Annotated in this window: 17 protein-coding genes; 6 read left to right on the top strand and 11 right to left on the bottom strand. The window is 71.7% G+C overall.

Going from position 1 to position 17,735, the window contains the following annotated elements; translation table 11 throughout:
* The first annotated feature begins 216 nt into the window (after nt 1-216).
* Nucleotides 217-2,103 carry an anthranilate synthase family protein gene (locus CP970_RS31965; protein ID WP_150494289.1) on the top strand — a complete coding sequence of 629 codons (1,887 nt, stop codon included), beginning with the start codon at nt 217-219 and terminating at the stop codon, nt 2,101-2,103.
* Here CP970_RS31965 and CP970_RS31960 read toward each other — a convergent pair.
* The 5 genes from CP970_RS31960 to CP970_RS31940 form a co-directional block, all read right to left on the bottom strand.
* The gene (locus CP970_RS31960) at nt 2,049-3,053 is read right to left on the bottom strand and encodes a 2-hydroxyacid dehydrogenase (protein WP_150494287.1); all 1,005 of its coding nucleotides are present in this window, start codon (nt 3,051-3,053) and stop codon (nt 2,049-2,051) included. The genes CP970_RS31965 and CP970_RS31960 overlap by 55 nt on opposite strands.
* Before the next feature lie 74 nt (nt 3,054-3,127).
* Nucleotides 3,128-4,156: a 6-phosphofructokinase gene (locus CP970_RS31955; RefSeq protein ID WP_150494286.1), complete on the bottom strand. Its 1,029-nt coding sequence runs from the start codon at nt 4,154-4,156 to the stop codon at nt 3,128-3,130.
* Between the two features lie 156 nt (nt 4,157-4,312).
* Nucleotides 4,313-4,957, bottom strand: coding sequence for a response regulator (locus CP970_RS31950; RefSeq protein WP_150494284.1), 645 nt, complete (start codon nt 4,955-4,957; stop codon nt 4,313-4,315).
* A 170-nt stretch (nt 4,958-5,127) separates the two neighbouring features.
* Nucleotides 5,128-6,363: a MacS family sensor histidine kinase gene (gene macS, locus CP970_RS31945; RefSeq protein ID WP_150494282.1), complete on the bottom strand. Its 1,236-nt coding sequence runs from the start codon at nt 6,361-6,363 to the stop codon at nt 5,128-5,130.
* Nucleotides 6,364-6,391: 28 nt separating this feature from the next.
* Entirely contained in the window at nt 6,392-7,165 is a 774-nt protein-coding gene (locus tag CP970_RS31940) for a lysophospholipid acyltransferase family protein (RefSeq protein WP_150494280.1), read from the bottom strand.
* Nucleotides 7,166-7,334: 169 nt separating this feature from the next.
* Here CP970_RS31940 and CP970_RS31935 point away from each other — a divergent pair, with 169 nt between their 5' ends.
* The 4 genes from CP970_RS31935 to CP970_RS31920 all read left to right on the top strand — a co-directional run bounded on the left by CP970_RS31935 (nt 7,335) and on the right by CP970_RS31920 (nt 10,589).
* Complete coding sequence (locus CP970_RS31935; RefSeq protein ID WP_150494278.1) at nt 7,335-8,114, top strand: alpha/beta hydrolase; 780 nt, start codon at nt 7,335-7,337, stop codon at nt 8,112-8,114.
* Nucleotides 8,107-8,793, top strand: coding sequence for a hypothetical protein (locus tag CP970_RS31930; RefSeq protein WP_150494277.1), 687 nt, complete (start codon nt 8,107-8,109; stop codon nt 8,791-8,793). The genes CP970_RS31935 and CP970_RS31930 overlap by 8 nt, the downstream gene beginning before the upstream one ends.
* Before the next feature lie 178 nt (nt 8,794-8,971).
* A complete protein-coding gene (locus CP970_RS31925) occupies nt 8,972-9,592 on the top strand; it encodes an RNA polymerase sigma factor (RefSeq protein WP_150494275.1) in 621 nt (206 codons plus the stop codon).
* Nucleotides 9,585-10,589 carry a CU044_5270 family protein gene (locus CP970_RS31920; RefSeq protein ID WP_150494273.1) on the top strand — a complete coding sequence of 335 codons (1,005 nt, stop codon included), beginning with the start codon at nt 9,585-9,587 and terminating at the stop codon, nt 10,587-10,589. Before CP970_RS31925 ends, CP970_RS31920 begins: the two co-directional genes overlap by 8 nt.
* A gap of 3 nt (nt 10,590-10,592) precedes the next feature.
* Here the strand turns inward: CP970_RS31920 and CP970_RS31915 are convergent, their stop codons facing one another.
* The 6 genes from CP970_RS31915 to CP970_RS31890 form a co-directional block, all read right to left on the bottom strand.
* Nucleotides 10,593-11,357 (bottom strand): endonuclease/exonuclease/phosphatase family protein, encoded by a 765-nt coding sequence (locus CP970_RS31915; RefSeq protein ID WP_150494271.1) that lies wholly within the window; start codon nt 11,355-11,357, stop codon nt 10,593-10,595.
* Nucleotides 11,358-11,485: 128 nt separating this feature from the next.
* Nucleotides 11,486-12,439, bottom strand: a complete 954-nt coding sequence (locus CP970_RS31910) for an ROK family glucokinase (RefSeq protein ID WP_150494270.1) — start codon at nt 12,437-12,439, stop codon at nt 11,486-11,488.
* Between the two features lie 52 nt (nt 12,440-12,491).
* Nucleotides 12,492-12,971 carry a DUF5304 domain-containing protein gene (locus CP970_RS31905; RefSeq protein WP_150494268.1) on the bottom strand — a complete coding sequence of 160 codons (480 nt, stop codon included), beginning with the start codon at nt 12,969-12,971 and terminating at the stop codon, nt 12,492-12,494.
* 34 nt (nt 12,972-13,005) lie between these two features.
* Nucleotides 13,006-14,169 carry an ArsA family ATPase gene (locus CP970_RS31900; RefSeq protein ID WP_055550028.1) on the bottom strand — a complete coding sequence of 388 codons (1,164 nt, stop codon included), beginning with the start codon at nt 14,167-14,169 and terminating at the stop codon, nt 13,006-13,008.
* A gap of 50 nt (nt 14,170-14,219) precedes the next feature.
* Nucleotides 14,220-14,660 (bottom strand): SRPBCC family protein, encoded by a 441-nt coding sequence (locus tag CP970_RS31895; protein ID WP_055550030.1) that lies wholly within the window; start codon nt 14,658-14,660, stop codon nt 14,220-14,222.
* A gap of 72 nt (nt 14,661-14,732) precedes the next feature.
* Nucleotides 14,733-15,503: a metallophosphoesterase family protein gene (locus tag CP970_RS31890; RefSeq protein WP_079043676.1), complete on the bottom strand. Its 771-nt coding sequence runs from the start codon at nt 15,501-15,503 to the stop codon at nt 14,733-14,735.
* 298 nt (nt 15,504-15,801) lie between these two features.
* On the opposite strand from CP970_RS31890, the gene CP970_RS31885 reads away from it, so the two are divergent.
* Nucleotides 15,802-17,598, top strand: coding sequence for an AMP-dependent synthetase/ligase (locus CP970_RS31885; protein ID WP_055550034.1), 1,797 nt, complete (start codon nt 15,802-15,804; stop codon nt 17,596-17,598).
* Nucleotides 17,599-17,735 lie beyond the last annotated feature (137 nt).

The raw sequence follows: 17,735 nt of genomic DNA, 5'->3' as shown, positions 1-17,735 counted from the left end.
GAAGTGAGACGGAGCCGACACGCAGAAGCGTCACGCCGATGCGCTAGGGTGCGGCACATGCTCGCGCAGACGACGATCCGAAACTGGTGGTGGCCCGCTCAACCGGCGGCCCACTGACTGCGCGTACCCACAGACTCGCGAAGGCCGCCCGAGAGGGCGGCCTTCCGCGTTCCACGCCCCGGGCCGTTCCTCTCCCAGTGAGAAGGAACCGCACCGATGCAGCTGACAGAACTCCTTTCCGACGACCGCCCGTTCGCCCTGCTGCGCCGCCGCACGCCGGGGCACGACCACGACGTCGTCGAGGTCCTGACCGGCCCGACGGCCACCTACGAACGGCTCGCCGACATCCCCGAGGGCCTCGCCCTCATCCCCTTCCGGCAGATCAGGGAGCGCGGCTTCGACGTCCGCGACGACGGCACGCCGCTGACGGTCCTGGCCCCCGAGGAGACGTACGAACTCCCGCTCGCCGAAGCCCTCCGGGCGCTGCCCTCGCACGACGTGCGGGTCGAGGGCGGGGCCTTCGACGTGGACGACGAGCGGTACGGGCGCATCGTCGAGCGGGTCCTGCGGGAGGAGATCGGCCGGGGCGAGGGGGCCAACTTCGTCATCCGCCGTACGTACGAGGGGGAGATCCCCGGCTTCGGCAGGGCGGACGCCCTCGCGCTCTTCCGGCGGCTGCTGCTCGGCGAGCGGGGCGCCTACTGGACGTACGTCGTGCACACCGGGGAGCGCACGCTGGTGGGGGCCAGCCCCGAGGTGCACGTGCGGATGTCCGGCGGGACCGTCGTCATGAACCCCATCAGCGGGACCTACCGCTACCCGGCCGACGGGCCGACCCCCGAGGACCTGCTCGCCTTCCTCGCCGACGGCAAGGAGATCGAGGAGCTCTCGATGGTCGTCGACGAGGAGCTCAAGATGATGTGCACCGTCGGCGACATGGGCGGCGTCGTCGTCGGGCCCCGCCTCAAGGAGATGGCCCACCTCGCGCACACCGAGTACGAGCTGCGGGGCAAGTCGTCGCTGGACGTGCGGGAGGTCCTGAAGGAGACCATGTTCGCGGCGACCGTCACCGGGTCGCCCGTGCAGAACGCCTGCCGGGTCATCGAGCGCCACGAGGCCGGGGGGCGCGGCTACTACGCGGGAGCCCTCGCCCTCATCGGCCGTGACGCGGGCGGCGCGCAGACCCTGGACTCCCCCATCCTGATCCGCACCGCCGACATCTCCGCCGCCGGGAAGCTGCGGGTCCCGGTCGGCGCGACGCTGGTGCGCGGCTCGGATCCGGCGGGCGAGGTCGCCGAGACCCACGCCAAGGCCGCGGGGGTGCTCGCCGCCCTGGGCGTACGTCCCGGCAGGCCGCGGCACGAGGACGCGCGCCCCGCGCTGGCCGACGACCCGCGCGTACGGGCGGCCCTGGACGGGCGGCGGCACGGGCTCGCGCCGTTCTGGCTGCGGATGCAGGAGCCGTCACACGAGCTGGCCGGGCACGCGCTCGTCGTGGACGGCGAGGACACGTTCACCGCGATGCTCGCGCACGTCCTGCGCTCGTCAGGGCTGACCGTTTCCGTGCGCCGCTACGACGAGCCGGGGCTGCGCGAGCGGGTCCTCGCGCACGAGGGGCCCGTCGTGCTCGGCCCCGGGCCCGGCGACCCGTCCGACCTCACCGATCCGAAGATGCGGTTCCTGCGCTCGCTGACGGCGGAGGTGATCGGGGAGCACCGGCACGGTGTCCTCGGCGTCTGCCTGGGCCACGAGCTGATCGCGGCCGAGCTCGGCCTGGAGATCGTCCGCAAGGACGTGCCCCACCAGGGCGCGCAGACGGCCGTCGACCTGTTCGGGCGGAGCGAGACCGTCGGGTTCTACAACAGCTTCGTGGCGCGCTGCGACGACGAGGCCGCCGCCGAACTGGCCGCGCACGACGTCGAGGTCAGCAGGGACGCGGCGAGCGCCGAGGTGCACGCGGTGCGCGGTCCGGGCTTCGCGGGGGTGCAGTTCCATCCGGAGTCGGTGCTCACCCTGCGCGGGGCCGCGATCGTGCGGGACCTGCTCGGTCAGCTCCTGACCGCCGAGGGGACCAGGACGTTCTCGGAGCGGCGGCCCGCCTGATAGTCCAGGACGTTCCGCACCGTGGTGTCGATGATCTGACCGACCGCGTCCACGGTGTAGTACGCCTGGTGGGAGGTCACCACGACGTTCGGGAAGGTGACGAGGCGGGCCAGGGTGTCGTCCTCGACGACCTCGAGGGACTTGTCGAGGAAGAAGAGCCCGGCCTCCGCCTCGTACACGTCGAGGCCCACGCCCGTGAAGCGTCCGGCACGCAACTCCGCGACCAGCGCGTCCGTGTCGATCAGGCCGCCGCGGCTGGAGTTCACCAGGATCGCGTCGTCCTTCATCAGACGCAGCGCGTCGGCGCCGATGATGTGCTGCGTCGCGGGGAGCAGCGGGACGTGCAGGCTGATCAGGTCGGCCTCGGCGAAGAGCTGGTCCTTCTCGACGTACTTCATGCCGAGCTCGACGCAGGCCGGATTCTGTGCGACGTCCCAGCCGAGCAGGTTCATGCCGAAGCCGTGCGCGATCCGGGTGAACGCCTCGCCGATCTTGCCGGTGCCGAGCACGCCGACCGTGCGGCCGCGCAGATCGCGGCCCATCAGGCCGTCGAGGCGGAAGTCGAAGTCGCGGGTGCGGTTGGAGGCGCGCACGATGCGGCGGTTGACGGCCATGGCGAGGGTCCAGGCGAACTCGGCCACCGAGTACGGCGAGTAGTACGAGACGCGGGCGACGGTCAGGCCGAGGCGCTCGGCGACCTGGAGGTCGATGTTGTTGAACCCCGTGGAGCGCTGGGCGATCAGCTGCGTCCCCCCGGCCGCGAGGGTCTGCAGCACCCGGTTGTTGAGGGTGGCGTTGACGCTGGAGGAGACGATCTCGTAGCCCGCGGCGATGGGGGCGGTGTCCTCGTTCAGGAAGACGTCGAGGCAGCGGACGTCGTGGTGGCCCGCGAAGGCCTTCTCGATCAGCGGCTTCTCGTCGGACTGCACGCCGAACGCCAGGATCTCCATGGGCGTGAGTCTAGGTACGGGTTTCCGGGACGGCACCTGGAGCCGGTGCCGTCCCTGTGGGGCACCCGCGCCGGTCACCCGAAGAAGACTCCGACCTCCTTGTACAGCTCCGGGTTCACCGTCTTCAGCTTCGCCGTGGCCTCGGCGATCGGGACGCGGACGACGTCCGTGCCCTGGAGGGCCACCATCTTCCCGAAGTCGCCGTCCTTGACGGCCTCGATCGCGTGCAGCCCGAAGCGCGTGGCGAGCCAGCGGTCGAAGGCACTGGGCGTGCCGCCGCGCTGGACGTGGCCGAGCACCGTGGTGCGCGCCTCCTTGCCGGTGCGGCCCTCGATCTCCTTGGCCAGCCACTCGCCGACGCCGGAGAGCCTGACGTGCCCGAAGGAGTCCTGCGTGCCATCCTTGAGGACCATCTCGCCGTCCTTGGGCATCGCCCCTTCGGCGACGACCACGATCGGGGCGTACGACGCCTTGAAGCGCGAGGTCACCCAGGCGCAGACCTGGTCGACGTCGAAGCGCTGCTCGGGGATGAGGATGACGTTGGCGCCGCCCGCGAGGCCCGAGTGCAGCGCGATCCAGCCCGCGTGGCGGCCCATGACCTCGACGACCAGGACGCGCATGTGGGACTCGGCGGTGGTGTGCAGGCGGTCGATCGCCTCGGTCGCGATGCCGACCGCCGTGTCGAAGCCGAACGTGTAGTCGGTGGCGGAGAGGTCGTTGTCGATGGTCTTGGGCACGCCGACGACCGGCACTCCGTACTCGTCGGTGAGTCGGGCGGCGACGCCGAGCGTGTCCTCGCCGCCGATCGCGATGAGGGCGTCGACCTCGTACTTGGTGAGGTTCTCCTTGATGCGGCGGACGCCGTTCTCCGCCTTCAAGGGGTTGGTGCGCGACGAACCGAGGATGGTGCCCCCGCGCGGCAGGATGCCGCGGACCGCGGGGATGTCGAGCTGGACGGTGTCGCCCTCCAGAGGACCGCGCCAGCCGTCCCGGAAGCCGACGAAGTCGTATCCGTACTCCTGCACGCCCTTGCGGACGACGCCCCGGATGACGGCGTTGAGCCCGGGGCAGTCGCCGCCTCCGGTCAGTACTCCGACCCGCATGGAAAAGTCCCTTCGCCTCAGTGACCTGATGCGAGTCACGCTAATGGTGATCCAGGTCACTCAGGGACAGGGCGAATGGTCAATTCCTGGGCGTTACAAGGCAGTTGATCACGCGTGTTCACTCATATGAGGGGTCGCGCGTCGGCACCGCGGGGCTCACGCGTCGTCGAGCCCGCGCTCGATCGCGTACCGCACGAGCTCCACCCTGTTGTGCAGCTGGAGCTTGCCCAGGGTGTTCTGGACGTGGTTCTGCACGGTGCGGTGCGAGATCACCAGGCGCTCGGCGATCTGCTTGTAGCTCAGGCCCTTGGCGACCAGGCGAAGCACCTCCGTCTCGCGGTCGGTGAGCTGCGGGGCCTTCTGCTCCTCCGGCGTGCCTGGCGAGGAGTCGGAGGCCAGCCTGCGGTACTCGCCGAGGACCAGGCCCGCGAGGCCCGGGGTGAAGACGGCGTCGCCGACGGCCGTGCGGCGCACCGCGTCGATCAGCTCCGCCGTGGACGCCGACTTCAGGAGATAGCCGGTGGCGCCCGACTTGACCGCCTCCAGGACGTCGGCGTGCTCGCCGCTCGCGGACAGGACGAGGACACGCACGGCCGGATTGGCGCCGACGAGTTCCTTGCAGACCTGGACGCCCGGCTTCAGCGGGAGGTTCAGGTCGAGGACCAGGACGTCGGGGTTGGCGGCCTGCGCACGGCGGACCGCCTGCTCGCCGTCGCCCGCCGTCGCGACCACGTCGAGGCCCGCCTCTGCCAGGTCGCGGGCGACCGCGTCGCGCCACATCGGGTGGTCGTCGACGACCATGACCTTGATCGGTCCCGTGCCCGCGCCACCCGCGCCGCCCGCGCCGCCCTCGGCACTCGTACCCGCGCTCGCCTCGACGCCCGTGCCCGCGCTGCCCCCGGCGCTCGTACCCGCGCTCTCCCCGGCGCCCGCCGCCTGCTCCACCGGCTTTCCCCGCTCTCGCTCGCTCGTCATGTTCTTCCCGCCTTCCCCCGTGCGTCCCGCACCGCGCGCGGGACCTGCAATTCCACTTCCGTGCCCTGGCCCGGTACCGAGATCAGCTCGGCCGTGCCGCCGATGTCCCGCAGCCGCCCCCTGATCGACAGGGCGACCCCGAGGCGCCCCTCCCCCTCGGCCTCGGCGAGCCGCCCCTCCGGGATGCCGGGTCCGTCGTCGCGCACCGTCACGATCACCGCGTCCGGCTCGTCCTCGACGAGGATCCAGGCGTGCGCGTCCGCTCCGGCATGTCTGTGGACATTGTCCAGTGCGGCACTGACAGCGGCCGCCAGCTCCCTGGCCGCGCGCGGCGCGAGGTGGACCGGTGCGCCAGGCTCCGAGAGGGTCACCTTCGACCCGGCGTACGGGAAGAGCAGGGCCCGCAGGTCGCAGGGGGCCGCGTCGTCCGGCTCTTCGTCGGGTTCCTCTACCGCGCGGACGAGAGCGCCCTGCGAGGCGTCCTCCGACGCGTGCGAGGTGCGCACCAGGCCCCCGGCGACCAGGGTGCGCAGCGCGACCTCCTGCTCCCCCGCCATCCGGCCGAGCTCCGCGGCCTCGCCGCCCATCGCGCTGCCGCGCCGCTGCACCATCGCCAGGACCTGGAGGACGCTGTCGTGGATGTCGCGGGCGAGCCGTTCGCGCTCGCGGGTGGCGGCCTCGATCTCCAGGGCGCGGGCGAGGGTGCGCTCGGAGGCGCGGGCCACCTCGACCACGTAGCCGATGGCGATGGAGGCGATGCAGACGAGCAGGACGTTGTGCACGGTGGACTGGGTGAGCTCGCCGCGCTGCACGATGTTGGCGACGCCGACGAGCGCGGACGCGCAGGCCGCCCACCGCCAGCCGCCCTTGATCGCGTACGCGAGGACGGCGCCCGCGGTCCATATGGAGGGCAGCGTCGGGCCCTCGCCGACGACCTGCTGGCGCGAGTCGGCGAGCGGGGTGAGCAGGATGCCGGTCAGCGCGACGGCCAGGTCCACGACGAGGAACCGCTTGGTGCAGCTCGCCGCGTTCGCGACCCGGGGCAGCGTGCCGAGCGTCCAGAGGGCGAGCACCGTGAAGAACGCGAAGGCCACCCAGGGGCGGTCGAACTCGTCGTACGCCCGCACGAAGAGCGCGATCGCGTAGAGCATCGTCAGGACGCGATAGCCGGTGAGCGCGCGCCACAGCGGCTGCTCGACCGACATCCTCATGACTCTTTCGCGCTTGGCCATGTCGTCCCCCACCCCCGAACGGACGCGGCTAGGAGCCGGACCGTTCCTTTTCCTCGGCCTTCTCCGCGGCGGCCTTCTCGGCGGCCTCCGCCGCCTTCTCCGCGGCCTTCTCCGCCGCCTTGACCGCCTTGGCCTCCTCGGTGATCTGGCGCTTCGCCGCCGTCGCGTACACGTCGACGTACTCCTGGCCGGAGAGCTTCATGATCTCGTACATGACCTCGTCGGTCAGCGCGCGCAGCACGAAGCGATCCTGCTCCATGCCCTGGTAGCGCGTGAAGTCGAGGGGCTTGCCGATGCGGATGCCGGGGCGCATCAGCTTCGGCATCACCTTGCCGGGGGGCTGGATCTTCTCGGTGTCGATCATCGCCACGGGGAGCACGGGGGCGCCGGTGGCGAGCGCCACGCGCGCGAGGCCGCCGGGCTTGCCGCGGTAGAGACGGCCGTCGGGCGAGCGCGTGCCCTCGGGGTAGATGCCGAAGAGCTCACCGCGCTCCAGGACCTCGATGCCGCTCTTGATGGCCGCCTCGCCCGCGCCGCGCGCGCCGGAACGGTCCACGGGGAGCTGGCCCACGCCCTTGAAGAAGGCGGCCGTGAGCTTGCCCTTGACGCCGGGCGTCGTGAAGTACTCCGCCTTCGCGATGAAGGTGACCTTGCGGTCGAGGACCGCGGGGAGGAAGAAGGAGTCCGAGAACGACAGGTGATTGCTCGCCAGAATCGCGGGGCCCTCGGCGGGAACGTTCTCAAGGCCCTCCACCCAGGGCCTGAAGCCGAGCTTCAGGGGCCCTCCGATGGCAACCTTCATTGCGCCGTAGATCAAACCGAGTGCCTCCTGTGTCTGTGGATCAGACCTTAACCCGGGGCGCGGGCAATGGGCCCGACGACCCTGGTCGGTGTCAGTCCGGTCGCGTACGGTGAAGTACTCCTCGATTCGCCATGAACCCCCCTTCCCCCTCTCACGAAGGAGACCGAAGGTGCCGGTCCTCCCCGGAGCCGAGCCGTACCGCCACGAAGGCGGCGAGGTCGGCGTCCTCCTCTGCCACGGCTTCACCGGATCCCCGCAGTCGCTGCGCCCCTGGGCCGAGTATCTGGCGGAGCGCGGCCTCACCGTCTCGCTGCCGCTGCTGCCCGGGCACGGGACCCGCTGGGAGGACATGCAGATCACCGGCTGGCAGGACTGGTACGCGGAGGTGGAGCGCGAGCTGCGCGTGCTGCTCGACCGGTGCGAGCGGGTCTTCGTCTTCGGGCTCTCCATGGGCGGCGCGCTCGCGCTGCGCCTCGCGGCCAAGCACGGGGACGCGATCAGCGGCCTCGTCCTGGTCAACCCGGGGAACAAGGTGCACGGCCTGGCGGCGCACGCGCTGCCCATCGCGCGGTATCTCATCCCCTCCACCAAGGGCATCGCGAGCGACATCGCGAAGCCGGGCTCGAAGGAGCTCGGCTACGACAGGGTGCCGCTGCACGCCGCGCACTCCCTGCGCCGCTTCTTCCGCCTCGTCGACGCCGAACTGCCGCAGGTGACCCAGCCGCTGGTGGTGCTGCACAGCCCGCAGGACCACGTGGTGCCGCCCGCCGACTCGGCCCGGGTCCTCAGCCGGGTGTCCTCCACGGACGTCCGGGAGATCCTGCTGGAACAGAGCTACCACGTCGCGACGTTGGACCACGACGCGGACCGGATTTTCGAGGAGAGTCACACGTTCATCGGCCGGCTCGCCCCCAGCGTCGGTAAGGAAGGGACGGCCACCGGTGGCTGAGCACGAGGCGGACCGAGAAGAGAGCCGCGAGGAGAAGACGCCCAAGGGCGAGGGCGGCGAGGAGCAGCAGCCGCGCGAGCCCGAGCAGGGCCCCGAGCAGACCGAGGCGCCCGACGACGGGCTGCCGATCGACGAGGACGCCGCCTGGCAGGCGATCGTCGCGGGGTACGGCGAGGAGCCCGCGGACCCGCCGGGCGCCAAGCCCTTCAAGTCGGTCGAGGACCTGGCGCTCCTCGAACCGGAGACGAACGGCTCGGCGAGCGGTCCCGGCAAGCCGGAGCCCGATGCCAAGTCCGACGCCGAGTCCGACGCCGAGTCCGGCACCGACAAGCCGCTGGGCAGCTCCGTCTCCTTCGCGCCGGGAGTCGGCGGGCCGCGCGACTACTCCACGCCCGAGCCCTCCGAGACCGACTTCGACGCGGACGACGAGGGCCACTTCGTACCGCCGGAGCCGCCCCCGCTGCCCGCGGCGGACGTGACGGCCAAGTTCGCCTGGCTCGCGGTGATCGGCGGACCGCTGCTGATCCTGCTCGCCGTGCTGCTCGGCTGGCAGATGACGTGGTGGCTGACCACGCTCGGCATCGGCGGCTTCCTCGGCGGCTTCGCCACGCTCGTGATGCGGATGACCGGCGCGGACGACGAGGACGAGGACGACCCGGGGCGCGGCGCGGTCGTCTGAGCCCCCCGCCCCCCTCCCCCGAAGGCCCGTCCGGACACGCTCCGGGCGGGCCCTTCGCGTGTCACGGGCCATCCGCGGCCGCCTCGATGGAACCCGATCCGGGCGAGCGGCGAAGAGGAGGTGAACCACCGAACGAGCCCAAGCCTTCGAGGCGTTCAGACGAACGAAAGGAGCCCCGATGACCGTCGAACCCGGCGTCCCCCTCCGCGCGGGCAGTCGCGAGCAGAGTGACGCCTGGTCAATCGAGCGGTCCCGGGACGAGCCCGAGCAGTTCGCCGTCCTCTTCGACCGGCACGCCGACTCCGTGTACCGGTACGCGGCACGCAGGCTCGGTCCCGAGGCGGCGGAGGACCTGATGGCGGACACCTTCGCCACCGCCTTCAAGCAGCGCCACCGCTACGACCTGGCGCGGGCCGACGCCCGCCCCTGGCTGTTCGGCATCGCGACCAACCTCATCGGCAGGCACCGCAGGGCCGAGGCCCGCCGCTTCAAGGCGCTGGCCCAGGTGCCCGCGCCGGTGCAGCACGAGGAGCCGGTCGCCGAGCGCGCGGTCGCCCGGGCGGGCGCCCGGGGCATCCGCCACGAACTGGCGGCGGCCCTGGCCTCCCTCTCCCCGCGCCACCGCGACGTGGTCCTGCTCGTGGCGTGGGCCGACCTCAGCTACGAAGAGGCGGCACAGGCCCTCGGGGTGCCCGTCGGCACCGTGAGATCCCGGCTGCACCGGGCCCGCAGCACATTGCGCGAAGCACTGGGCGGATCCGATCCGACAGCTTTCCAGGAGGCACACGCCCATGAATGAGCTCGATGAACTGCGCGACTGGGACGCGGGCGCTCCCCCGCTGGACGACGGCACGCGCCACCGCGCGCGCGTGCGTCTGTTCGCCGCGATGAACGAACGGGACACGGCTGCGACACGGCCGCTGTGGCGCCGCCCGGTGCTGCGCGTCGCCGTCGCGGGGGCCGTCGCGGCCGCGGTGACGGGCACGGTCCTGACCGTGGTGAACAGCGGCGATCAGGGGGACCCCCGCGCCAACCCGCCCGCGAGCAGCGCCCCTTCGATGCGCAACGTCAGCGCGCGCGCCGTGCTGAACGGCGCGGCGGCGTACGAGCGCGCGCACGAGAAGACCGTCGCCCCGCGCGACGACCAGTTCATCTACACGAAGGAGATCATCAAGGAGACCGAGGAGAAGACCGGCAAGGTCCTGCGGCACGTCGACGAGAACTGGCGCTCCGTGGACGGATCGAAGCGCTCCTGGATCATGGAGATCGGCAAGGGCTGGTGGTCGGAGCCGCTCAAGGAGAACGAGGGGATGTGGCCGCCGCAGGACTGGGGCACCCTCAAGAAGCTGCCGAAGGACCCGGAGAAGCTGATCCTCTCGCTGCTCCACAAGAGCGGCCCGAACGACAAGAACGACTCCCTCGACGAGATCACCGACCAGGAGTGGTCCGAGATCCACTTCAGTCTCGCAGGGCTCCTCAAGCTCGTCCCCGTGATGCCGGAAGGACTGCGCCCGGCCGCCTACGAAGCGCTCGGCATGGTCCCCGGAGTGAAGGCGGTCCCCGGCCAGAAGGACGCGAAGGGCCGCACGGGCGTCGCGATCACCTACGACGACCCGACGCGGCCCAAGGGCTCGTCCGGCTTCGGCGCCTACTTCATCTTCGACCCGAAGACGTACGAATTCCTGGGCTTCCGCGACATGCGCGGCTCGGGCGAGGGCAAGGCCACGAAGACGTACGTCCAGCTCTCGTACCTGGAGAGCTGGGCTATCACCGACCGGGCGAAGCAGCGCCCATGAGCCTCACTGAATAGGGGGAACCCTGAGGGCGGCCAGGACCGGAAGGTGGTCCGTGGCCGCCCTCAGGTCCGTCGCGGTCACGCCCGGCAGGTCCGACGGCACGCCGCAGCCGAGGACTTCGATCCCCGCGGTGGCGAAGACCGCGTCGATGCGCTGGTGCGGGTCGTCGGGCGTCGAGGTCTGCTCGCCGCCCCAGGGCTTGGCGGCCCAGCAGTCCTGGAGCGCCGACGCGAGGCGGCTGAACGTCCGTCCGCCGGGGCGTTCGTTGAGGTCTCCGCCCGCGACCGCGTGCGCCACGCCCAGCTCGGCGAGCCGGTCGAGCAGCATCCCGCCCTGCGCGTACCGCTCGTCCTTCTGGAGGCTCAAGTGGCAGCTCAGGGCGCCGATTCGGGCACCGCCGAACCGTACGACGGCGGTGGCGAAGCCGCGCCGGTGCAGTCCTGGGGTGAGCGGAAGCAGCACGTCCTCGGTGCGCTCGACGGTCGCGCGCAGCGAGCAGAGCAGCGCGGGGCCCGCGGCGCTGCCGCCGCCGGAGAGGATCACCAGGTCGGCCGCGCGGGCGAGGCGGGCCAGCTTCTTGCGCCAGCGGAAGAACCGCGGCGCCTCCTGGATCAGGACGAGGTCGGGGGCGCAGGCGGCGATGACCCTGGCGAGTGCGTCGGTGTCGTCGCGCATCGAGCGGATGTTGTAGCTCAGCACCCGGATGACCGCCGAACCGTCGGGTTCGGTACGGGAGTTGGGGAGCGCGGAGGTCGGGCTCGTCGGCATGGCGATCAAGATACGCGAACGCCGGACGGTTGCGCGGGAACGCCGGACGGGCCGGGGAAACCCAGCCCGTCCGGCGTTTGAGGACGAGCGCGCCAGCGCGATGGACCGCGCCCCCGTCGCACGCGGGGTCACATGACCGGATCAGGCTCCCGCGCCAGATCCGCCGCACCGACAAGCCCCGCCTTGTTGCCCAGCTGCGCGGCGATGACCTGCGCCTCGGGGCGCCAGTTGCTGCCCACCAGCCAGCGCTTGAAGGACTTGCGGATCGGGTCGAGGACCAGCTCGCCCTCGTCCGAGAGGCCGCCGCCGATGATGAAGGCGGACGGGTCGAAGAGCGAGGCCAGGTCGGCGAGACCGGCACCGGCCCAGCGGGCCAGCTCGCGGTAGGAGTCGACCGCGACCGCGTCGCCCTGCCGCGCGGCCATCGAGATGTGCTTGCCCTCGATACCTTCGGGGGTGCCGTCGCCAAGGGAGAGCAGGTATTCGGCGTTCTCGGGGGTGGCGTTGGCGCGCTGCTTCGCGTACCGCACGAGGGCGCGGCCCGACGCGTACTGCTCCCAGCAGCCCTGGCTGCCGCAGCCGCAGAGCAGACCGTCCGGGACCATCCGGATGTGGCCGAACTCGGCGGCCACGCCGAAGTGGCCGCGGCGCAGCTTGTTGCCGATGATGATGCCGCCGCCGAGGCCGGTGCCGAGCGTGATGCAGATGACGTTGCGGTGGCCCTTGCCGCCGCCGAACCGGTACTCGCCCCACGCGGCGGCGTTGGCGTCGTTCTCGACGACGACCGGGAGACCGACGCGCTTTTCGACCTCGTCCTTGAGCGGCTCCTGGCGCCAGTCGATGTTCGGCGCGAAGTACACCGTGGAGCGCTGGCGGTTGACGTAACCGGCGGCGCCGATGCCGACACCGACGATCTCGTGCCCGGCCCGCGCGCCCTCCACGGCGGAGGCGATCGCGTCCACGATGGCCTCGGAAGTACCGGGGGTCGGCACCTTGAAGGTCGAGAGGATGGTGCCGTCCTCGTCGACCACGCCGGCCGCGATCTTCGTGCCGCCGATATCGACGCCGATGGTGAGTCCCATGAATCCCTCAGTTCGATCGAGCCCCGCTACGGCCCACCGTACCCGAGGGGGGTCAGTCCAGATCGATGTGTTCGCCCGACGAGGGCCCCTCGTCGGGGCGGTCGTCACCGCGCGCGCCGCCCGGTGCGCCGCCGCTCGCCTCGTCGTCGCCCCGGGTCCAGCGGTCCTCCTGTCCCGTGACCGCCGAGCGGTAGGCGGCGAGCAGCTCGGAGCCCGCCGCGGCGAGGTGGTCGAAGACGTCGGGGTTGCGGTCGATGACCGGCTCGACGACGGCCTTCGCCTCTCTGACGACCTGCTTCAGGGTGTGCTCGACGGCGCCCTGCGCGACGGCGCCGAGCAGCGGCGCCTGGAGCCCGGAGAGCTTGTCGGACACGGCGTCGACGAGCTTGCGCAGCTCCTCGGCGGCCGACCCGGGCGGCGGGCCGTACCGCGCGCGGCGCCGGGCCTTCTCCGCCGCGAGGTCCTCGGCGCACGCCTTCTCCCAGGCGTCGGCGTCGACTTCGGGGGCTTCCCGCTCGGTGGCATCGCTCATGCCTTACGACGTTACCCGAATGGCGGTAGCACGTTCACCGGTCGCGCGGCCACAGGTCCGGGTCGGGCCTGAACCGCACGCGCAGCTCGCCCTCGCGGAGCCCGGCGCCCGCGACGGTGCAGCGGCGCAGCGCGGACGGCAAGGTGACGATGCGGCGGAAGGGACCCGCGGTGACGACGAGTTCGTCGCCGCGCCTGATCAGCCCGAGCTCCTCGCGCAGGACACCGGGCAGCGGGATGTGCCAGACGAACACGCGCTCGCCGCCGTCCTCGGCCGTGGCCTCGGTGACGGGCCACTCGACGGGTCCCGGGGCGGCGTCCGGCGCGGGCACGCCGAGGGCGGCGAGCTCGTCGGCGCCGCGCGGGTCGCGCCCGAGGTGCGGGACGCCGACGACCCGGTCGTACGCCGTCTCCCACTCCGCGAGCGTCTTGCGCTGCTGGGCCGAGAGCGCCGCGAGCCAGGTGTCGGCGGAGGCGTCGGGCAGGATCCGGTTGGCGATCACGAGGTCGGTGCGCAGGCCGTGCAGGGCGAGTCCCGCGGTGGCGGCGCGCAGCGCGTCGGCGCCGCCGGGGCCCGGCTCCGCGACCAGGTGGACGGTGGTGTCCGGCGCCTCGACCAGGGCCTGGGCGGCGGCGAGTTCGTCCTCCCAGCGGGCCGCGGTCTCGTACAGCCAGGAGGCGGGCATCGGCACCCCGGCGAGGCGGCCGAGCATCGGGCGAAGGGCGCGGGCCGCCTGCCGCTCGGGCGGGAGCAGCCTGCGCAGGTAGCGGCGGAGCTGCTCGGGCAGGGCGAGGGCGGCGAGCGCCTTCGGGGCGGCGGGCAGGTCGACGACCACGGTGTCGTACGCGTCGTCGCGCGCGGCGTCCCGCAGGGCGCGCAGCAGGGCGAGCTCCTCGCCGCCGGGCAGCGGGGTCAGCTCCTCGCCGTCGATGCGGTCGGCACCGAGCAGCTCGAAGACGGATCCGGCCCGCTCCTGGAGGGCGACCAGATCGTCCCTGAACCGGTCGTCGGGGGTGAGCCGCAGCGCGGTGAGGCCGGGGTGCGCGTCCGGGGCGCCGAGCGCCGCACCGAGGGTGTCGGTGCGGTCGGCGGAGATCACCAGGGTCCGGCGGCCCGCGCGCGCGGCGGCGAGCGCGGTGGCGGCGGCGACGGTGGTACGCCCGGCGCCGCCGGGTCCGGTGACGAGGAGGGTGCGCATAAGGGTGAACCGTACGTCAGCGGCATCAAGAGGACGCCGGGGGCGTCGGCTCAGGCCTTGCTGGTCTCCACCCGCTGCTTGAGGCCCGCGAGGGCCCGGTCGATGATGACCTTCTCGGCCTTGCGCTTGATCATGCCGAGCATCGGGATCTTGACGTCGACGGTGAGCCGGTAGGTGACCTCGGTGCCCGCGCCCGCGGGCTTCAGGAGGTAGGAGCCGTCCAGGGAGCGCAGCATCTGCGACTTGACGAGGGTCCAGCTGACCTCGTCGTCGCCGGTCCAGGTGTAGCCGAGCGTCTGGTCGTCCTTGATCGCGCCCGCGTCCATGACGAGGCGGACCTCCTTGGCGCGGCCCTGCTCGTCGGTGGCGAGGACCTCGGCCTCCTTCACCTCTCCCGTCCAGTCCGGGTAGCGCGCGAAGTCGGCGATCACTCCCATGACCTCGGCCGGTGCCGCCTCGATCATGATGCTCGAGCTGGTGTGTTCCGCCATCGCTGTGGCTCCTCCAGATGCGGTCCGGGATGGGTCAGGTCTACCGCGTGAAGGCTACCGCGCGCCGGGGTGTCACCACTCCAGGGCCCAGGGCCTCCCGGACCCGGCGAAGTGCCCGACGTTCACGCACTCCGTCGCGCCGACGCGCATGCGCCGGACCAGCGGCTGGTGCACGTGGCCGAAGAGCGCGTACTTCGGACGGGTCCTGCGGATGGCGTCGAGCAGCGCGACGCTGCCCCGCTCGAAGCGGCGCGCCACGGTGTCGTAGAGGAGCTCGGGGATCTCCGGCGGGATGTGGGTGCAGAGCACGTCGACCTCGCCGACGGCCTCGATCTTGGCCGCGTACTCCTCGTCGCTGATCTCGTAGGGCGTACGCATGGGGGTGCGCAGGCCGCCGCCGACGAAGCCGAAGACGCGGCCGCCGATCTCCACGCGCTCGCCGTCCAGGACGGTGGTGCCGGGTCCCGCGTACTCCGGCCACAGGGTCGGCATGTCGACATTGCCATAGGTGGCGTACGTAGGAGTGGGGAAGGCGGCGAACATCTCGGCGTACTGCTTGCGCACCGCGCGCTCGATCGCGGGCCGACGGTCGATGCCCGCCCAGAGCTCGGCGCCGAACCTCCTGGCCTCCTCGAAGCGCCGCGCGGTGCGCAGCTCCACGAGGCGGCCCGCGTTCTGGGCGCCGAACAGGTCGGGGAAGATCCCGCGCGAGTGATCGGCGTAGTCGAGGAAGAGCACGAGGTCACCGAGGCAGACGAGCGCGTCCGCGCCGTCCCCCGCGCGGGCGAGGTCCGCCGCGTTGCCGTGCACGTCACTGACCACATTGACCCGGAAAGCTGGCATGCCGATCACCCTAGGACGGGCGTCCCGCGACGGGTAGGGGCCCTGGGCAGCGGCCGGACCTGCGGTTACTTCCGAGTCAGGAAGACGGTGGCGTACTGTGCGATTCAGACCACAACGACGTGTGACGCACCGAACATCTGGGCCTGCCCCCCTACCGAACAAGCCATACCGATGGGTAACGTCCGGGCAGTCCAGTAGTGCTCAGCCCTTCCCCCGCATGAGCACCTGCCCGATCTTGGACCGCACCGTCGCAGCACACAACGTCGTGGCGCCGGCGCCCTATGTAGGAGCAGCAGTCTTGCGCGAGTTCAGCCTTCCGGCCCTGTACGAGGTCCCTGCGGACGGCAATCTGACCGACATCGTCCGCAGAAACGCCACGCAGCACCCGGATGTCGCCGTCATCGGCCGCAAGACCGAAGGCCACTGGCAGGACGTCACCGCCAAGACCTTCCTCGCCGAGGTGCGCGCCACCGCCAAAGGTCTGATCGCCTCCGGTGTCCGGGCGGGCGACCGCGTGGGCCTGATGTCCCGCACGCGCTACGAGTGGACCCTCCTCGACTTCGCCATCTGGTACGCGGGCGCGGTCACCGTTCCGGTGTACGAGACGAGTTCGGCCGAGCAGATCCAGTGGATCCTCGGCGACTCGGGCGCCGTGGCCTGCTTCGTCGAGCTGGACGTGCACGCCGCGGCCGTCGAGTCCGTGCGCGACCGGCTGACCTCGCTCACCCACGTCTGGCAGATCGACAAGGGCGGCATCGAGGAGCTGAACCGCGCGGGCGCCGACGTCACGGACGAGACCGTCGACGAGCGCGGCGCGGTCGCGGGCGCCGACGACCCGGCCACCATCGTCTACACCTCGGGCACCACGGGCCGCCCCAAGGGCTGCGTCCTCACGCACCGCAGCTTCTTCGCGGAGTGCGGCAACGTGGTGGAGCGCCTCAAACCCCTGTTCCGCACGGGCGACTGTTCGGTCCTCCTCTTCCTTCCCGTCGCACACGTCTTCGGACGGCTCGTCGAGGTCGCCGCGCTGATGGCGCCGATCAAGCTCGGCCACGCGCCCGACGTCAAGAACCTCACCGACGAGCTGGCGTCGTTCCGGCCGACCATGATCCTGGGCGTCCCGCGCGTCTTCGAGAAGGTCTACAACTCGGCGCGCGCCAAGGCGCAGGCCGACGGCAAGGGCAAGATCTTCGACAAGGCCGCGGACACGGCGATCGCCTACAGCCGCGCGCTCGACACCCCCGCCGGGCCCTCGCTCGGCCTGAAGATCAAGTACAAGGTCTTCGACAAGCTGGTCTACAGCAAGCTCCGCGCGGTGCTCGGCGGCCGCGGCGAGTACGCGATCTCCGGCGGCGCCCCGCTCGGCGAGCGCCTCGGCCACTTCTTCCGCGGCATCGGCTTCACCGTCCTGGAGGGCTACGGCCTGACCGAGTCCTGCGCCGCCACCGCCTTCAACCCCTGGGACCGCCAGAAGATCGGCACGGTCGGCCAGCCGCTGCCGGGATCCGTCGTGCGGATCGCCGACGACGGCGAGGTGCTGCTCCACGGCGAGCACCTGTTCAAGGGGTACTGGAACAACGAGGGCGCCACCGAAGAGGCCCTCGCCGACGGCTGGTTCCACACCGGCGACATCGGCACCCTCGACGAGGACGGCTATCTGCGCATCACAGGCCGCAAGAAGGAGATCATCGTCACCGCGGGCGGCAAGAACGTCGCCCCGGCCGTGATCGAGGACCGCATCCGCGCGCACGCCCTGGTCGCCGAGTGCATGGTCGTCGGCGACGGCCGCCCCTTCGTGGGCGCGCTCGTCACCGTCGACGACGAGTTCCTCGGTCGCTGGGCCGCCGAGCACGGCAAGCCCGCCGACTCCACGGCGGCCTCGCTCCGTGACGACGCGGAGCTGCTCGCGGCGATCCAGAGCGCGGTGGACGACGGCAACGCGGCGGTCTCCAAGGCGGAGTCCGTACGCAAGTTCCGGATCCTCGGCTCCCAGTTCACGGAGGAGTCGGGGCACTTGACGCCTTCGCTGAAGCTCAAGCGGAATGTGGTTGCCAAGGACTACGCGGACGAGATCGAGGCGATTTACCGCGGGTAGCGGGGGCAGGGTCGCCTACTCGCCGTAGGAGCGTCGCTTGTTCTGCGGCTGCGGGTTCGTTGTGGTTGCTCGCGCAGTTCCCCGCGCCCCTTAAGGGGCGCGGGGAACTGCGCGATCAGCCCGTGACGGCGGTCGGT

Source organism: Streptomyces kanamyceticus (assembly GCF_008704495.1).
Taxonomy (GTDB): domain Bacteria; phylum Actinomycetota; class Actinomycetes; order Streptomycetales; family Streptomycetaceae; genus Streptomyces; species Streptomyces kanamyceticus.
This window is presented reverse-complemented; position numbering and strand designations above follow the sequence as displayed.

Bases quoted from the DNA above. Each gene is read 5' to 3' on its own strand.
- CP970_RS31920 (WP_150494273.1), top strand. From the start codon at position 9,585: ATGAATGAGCTCGATGAACTGCGCGACTGGGACGCGGGCGCTCCCCCG.
- CP970_RS31925 (WP_150494275.1), top strand. From the start codon at position 8,972: ATGACCGTCGAACCCGGCGTCCCCCTCCGCGCGGGCAGTCGCGAGCAG.
- CP970_RS31890 (WP_079043676.1), bottom strand. From the start codon at position 15,503: ATGCCAGCTTTCCGGGTCAATGTGGTCAGTGACGTGCACGGCAACGCG.
- CP970_RS31910 (WP_150494270.1), bottom strand. From the start codon at position 12,439: ATGGGACTCACCATCGGCGTCGATATCGGCGGCACGAAGATCGCGGCC.
- CP970_RS31895 (WP_055550030.1), bottom strand. From the start codon at position 14,660: ATGGCGGAACACACCAGCTCGAGCATCATGATCGAGGCGGCACCGGCC.
- CP970_RS31940 (WP_150494280.1), bottom strand. From the start codon at position 7,165: ATGAAGGTTGCCATCGGAGGGCCCCTGAAGCTCGGCTTCAGGCCCTGG.
- CP970_RS31955 (WP_150494286.1), bottom strand. From the start codon at position 4,156: ATGCGGGTCGGAGTACTGACCGGAGGCGGCGACTGCCCCGGGCTCAAC.
- CP970_RS31900 (WP_055550028.1), bottom strand. From the start codon at position 14,169: ATGCGCACCCTCCTCGTCACCGGACCCGGCGGCGCCGGGCGTACCACC.
- CP970_RS31915 (WP_150494271.1), bottom strand. From the start codon at position 11,357: ATGCCGACGAGCCCGACCTCCGCGCTCCCCAACTCCCGTACCGAACCC.
- CP970_RS31905 (WP_150494268.1), bottom strand. From the start codon at position 12,971: ATGAGCGATGCCACCGAGCGGGAAGCCCCCGAAGTCGACGCCGACGCC.
- macS (WP_150494282.1), bottom strand. From the start codon at position 6,363: ATGGCCAAGCGCGAAAGAGTCATGAGGATGTCGGTCGAGCAGCCGCTG.
- CP970_RS31965 (WP_150494289.1), top strand. From the start codon at position 217: ATGCAGCTGACAGAACTCCTTTCCGACGACCGCCCGTTCGCCCTGCTG.
- CP970_RS31950 (WP_150494284.1), bottom strand. From the start codon at position 4,957: ATGGTCGTCGACGACCACCCGATGTGGCGCGACGCGGTCGCCCGCGAC.
- CP970_RS31960 (WP_150494287.1), bottom strand. From the start codon at position 3,053: ATGGAGATCCTGGCGTTCGGCGTGCAGTCCGACGAGAAGCCGCTGATC.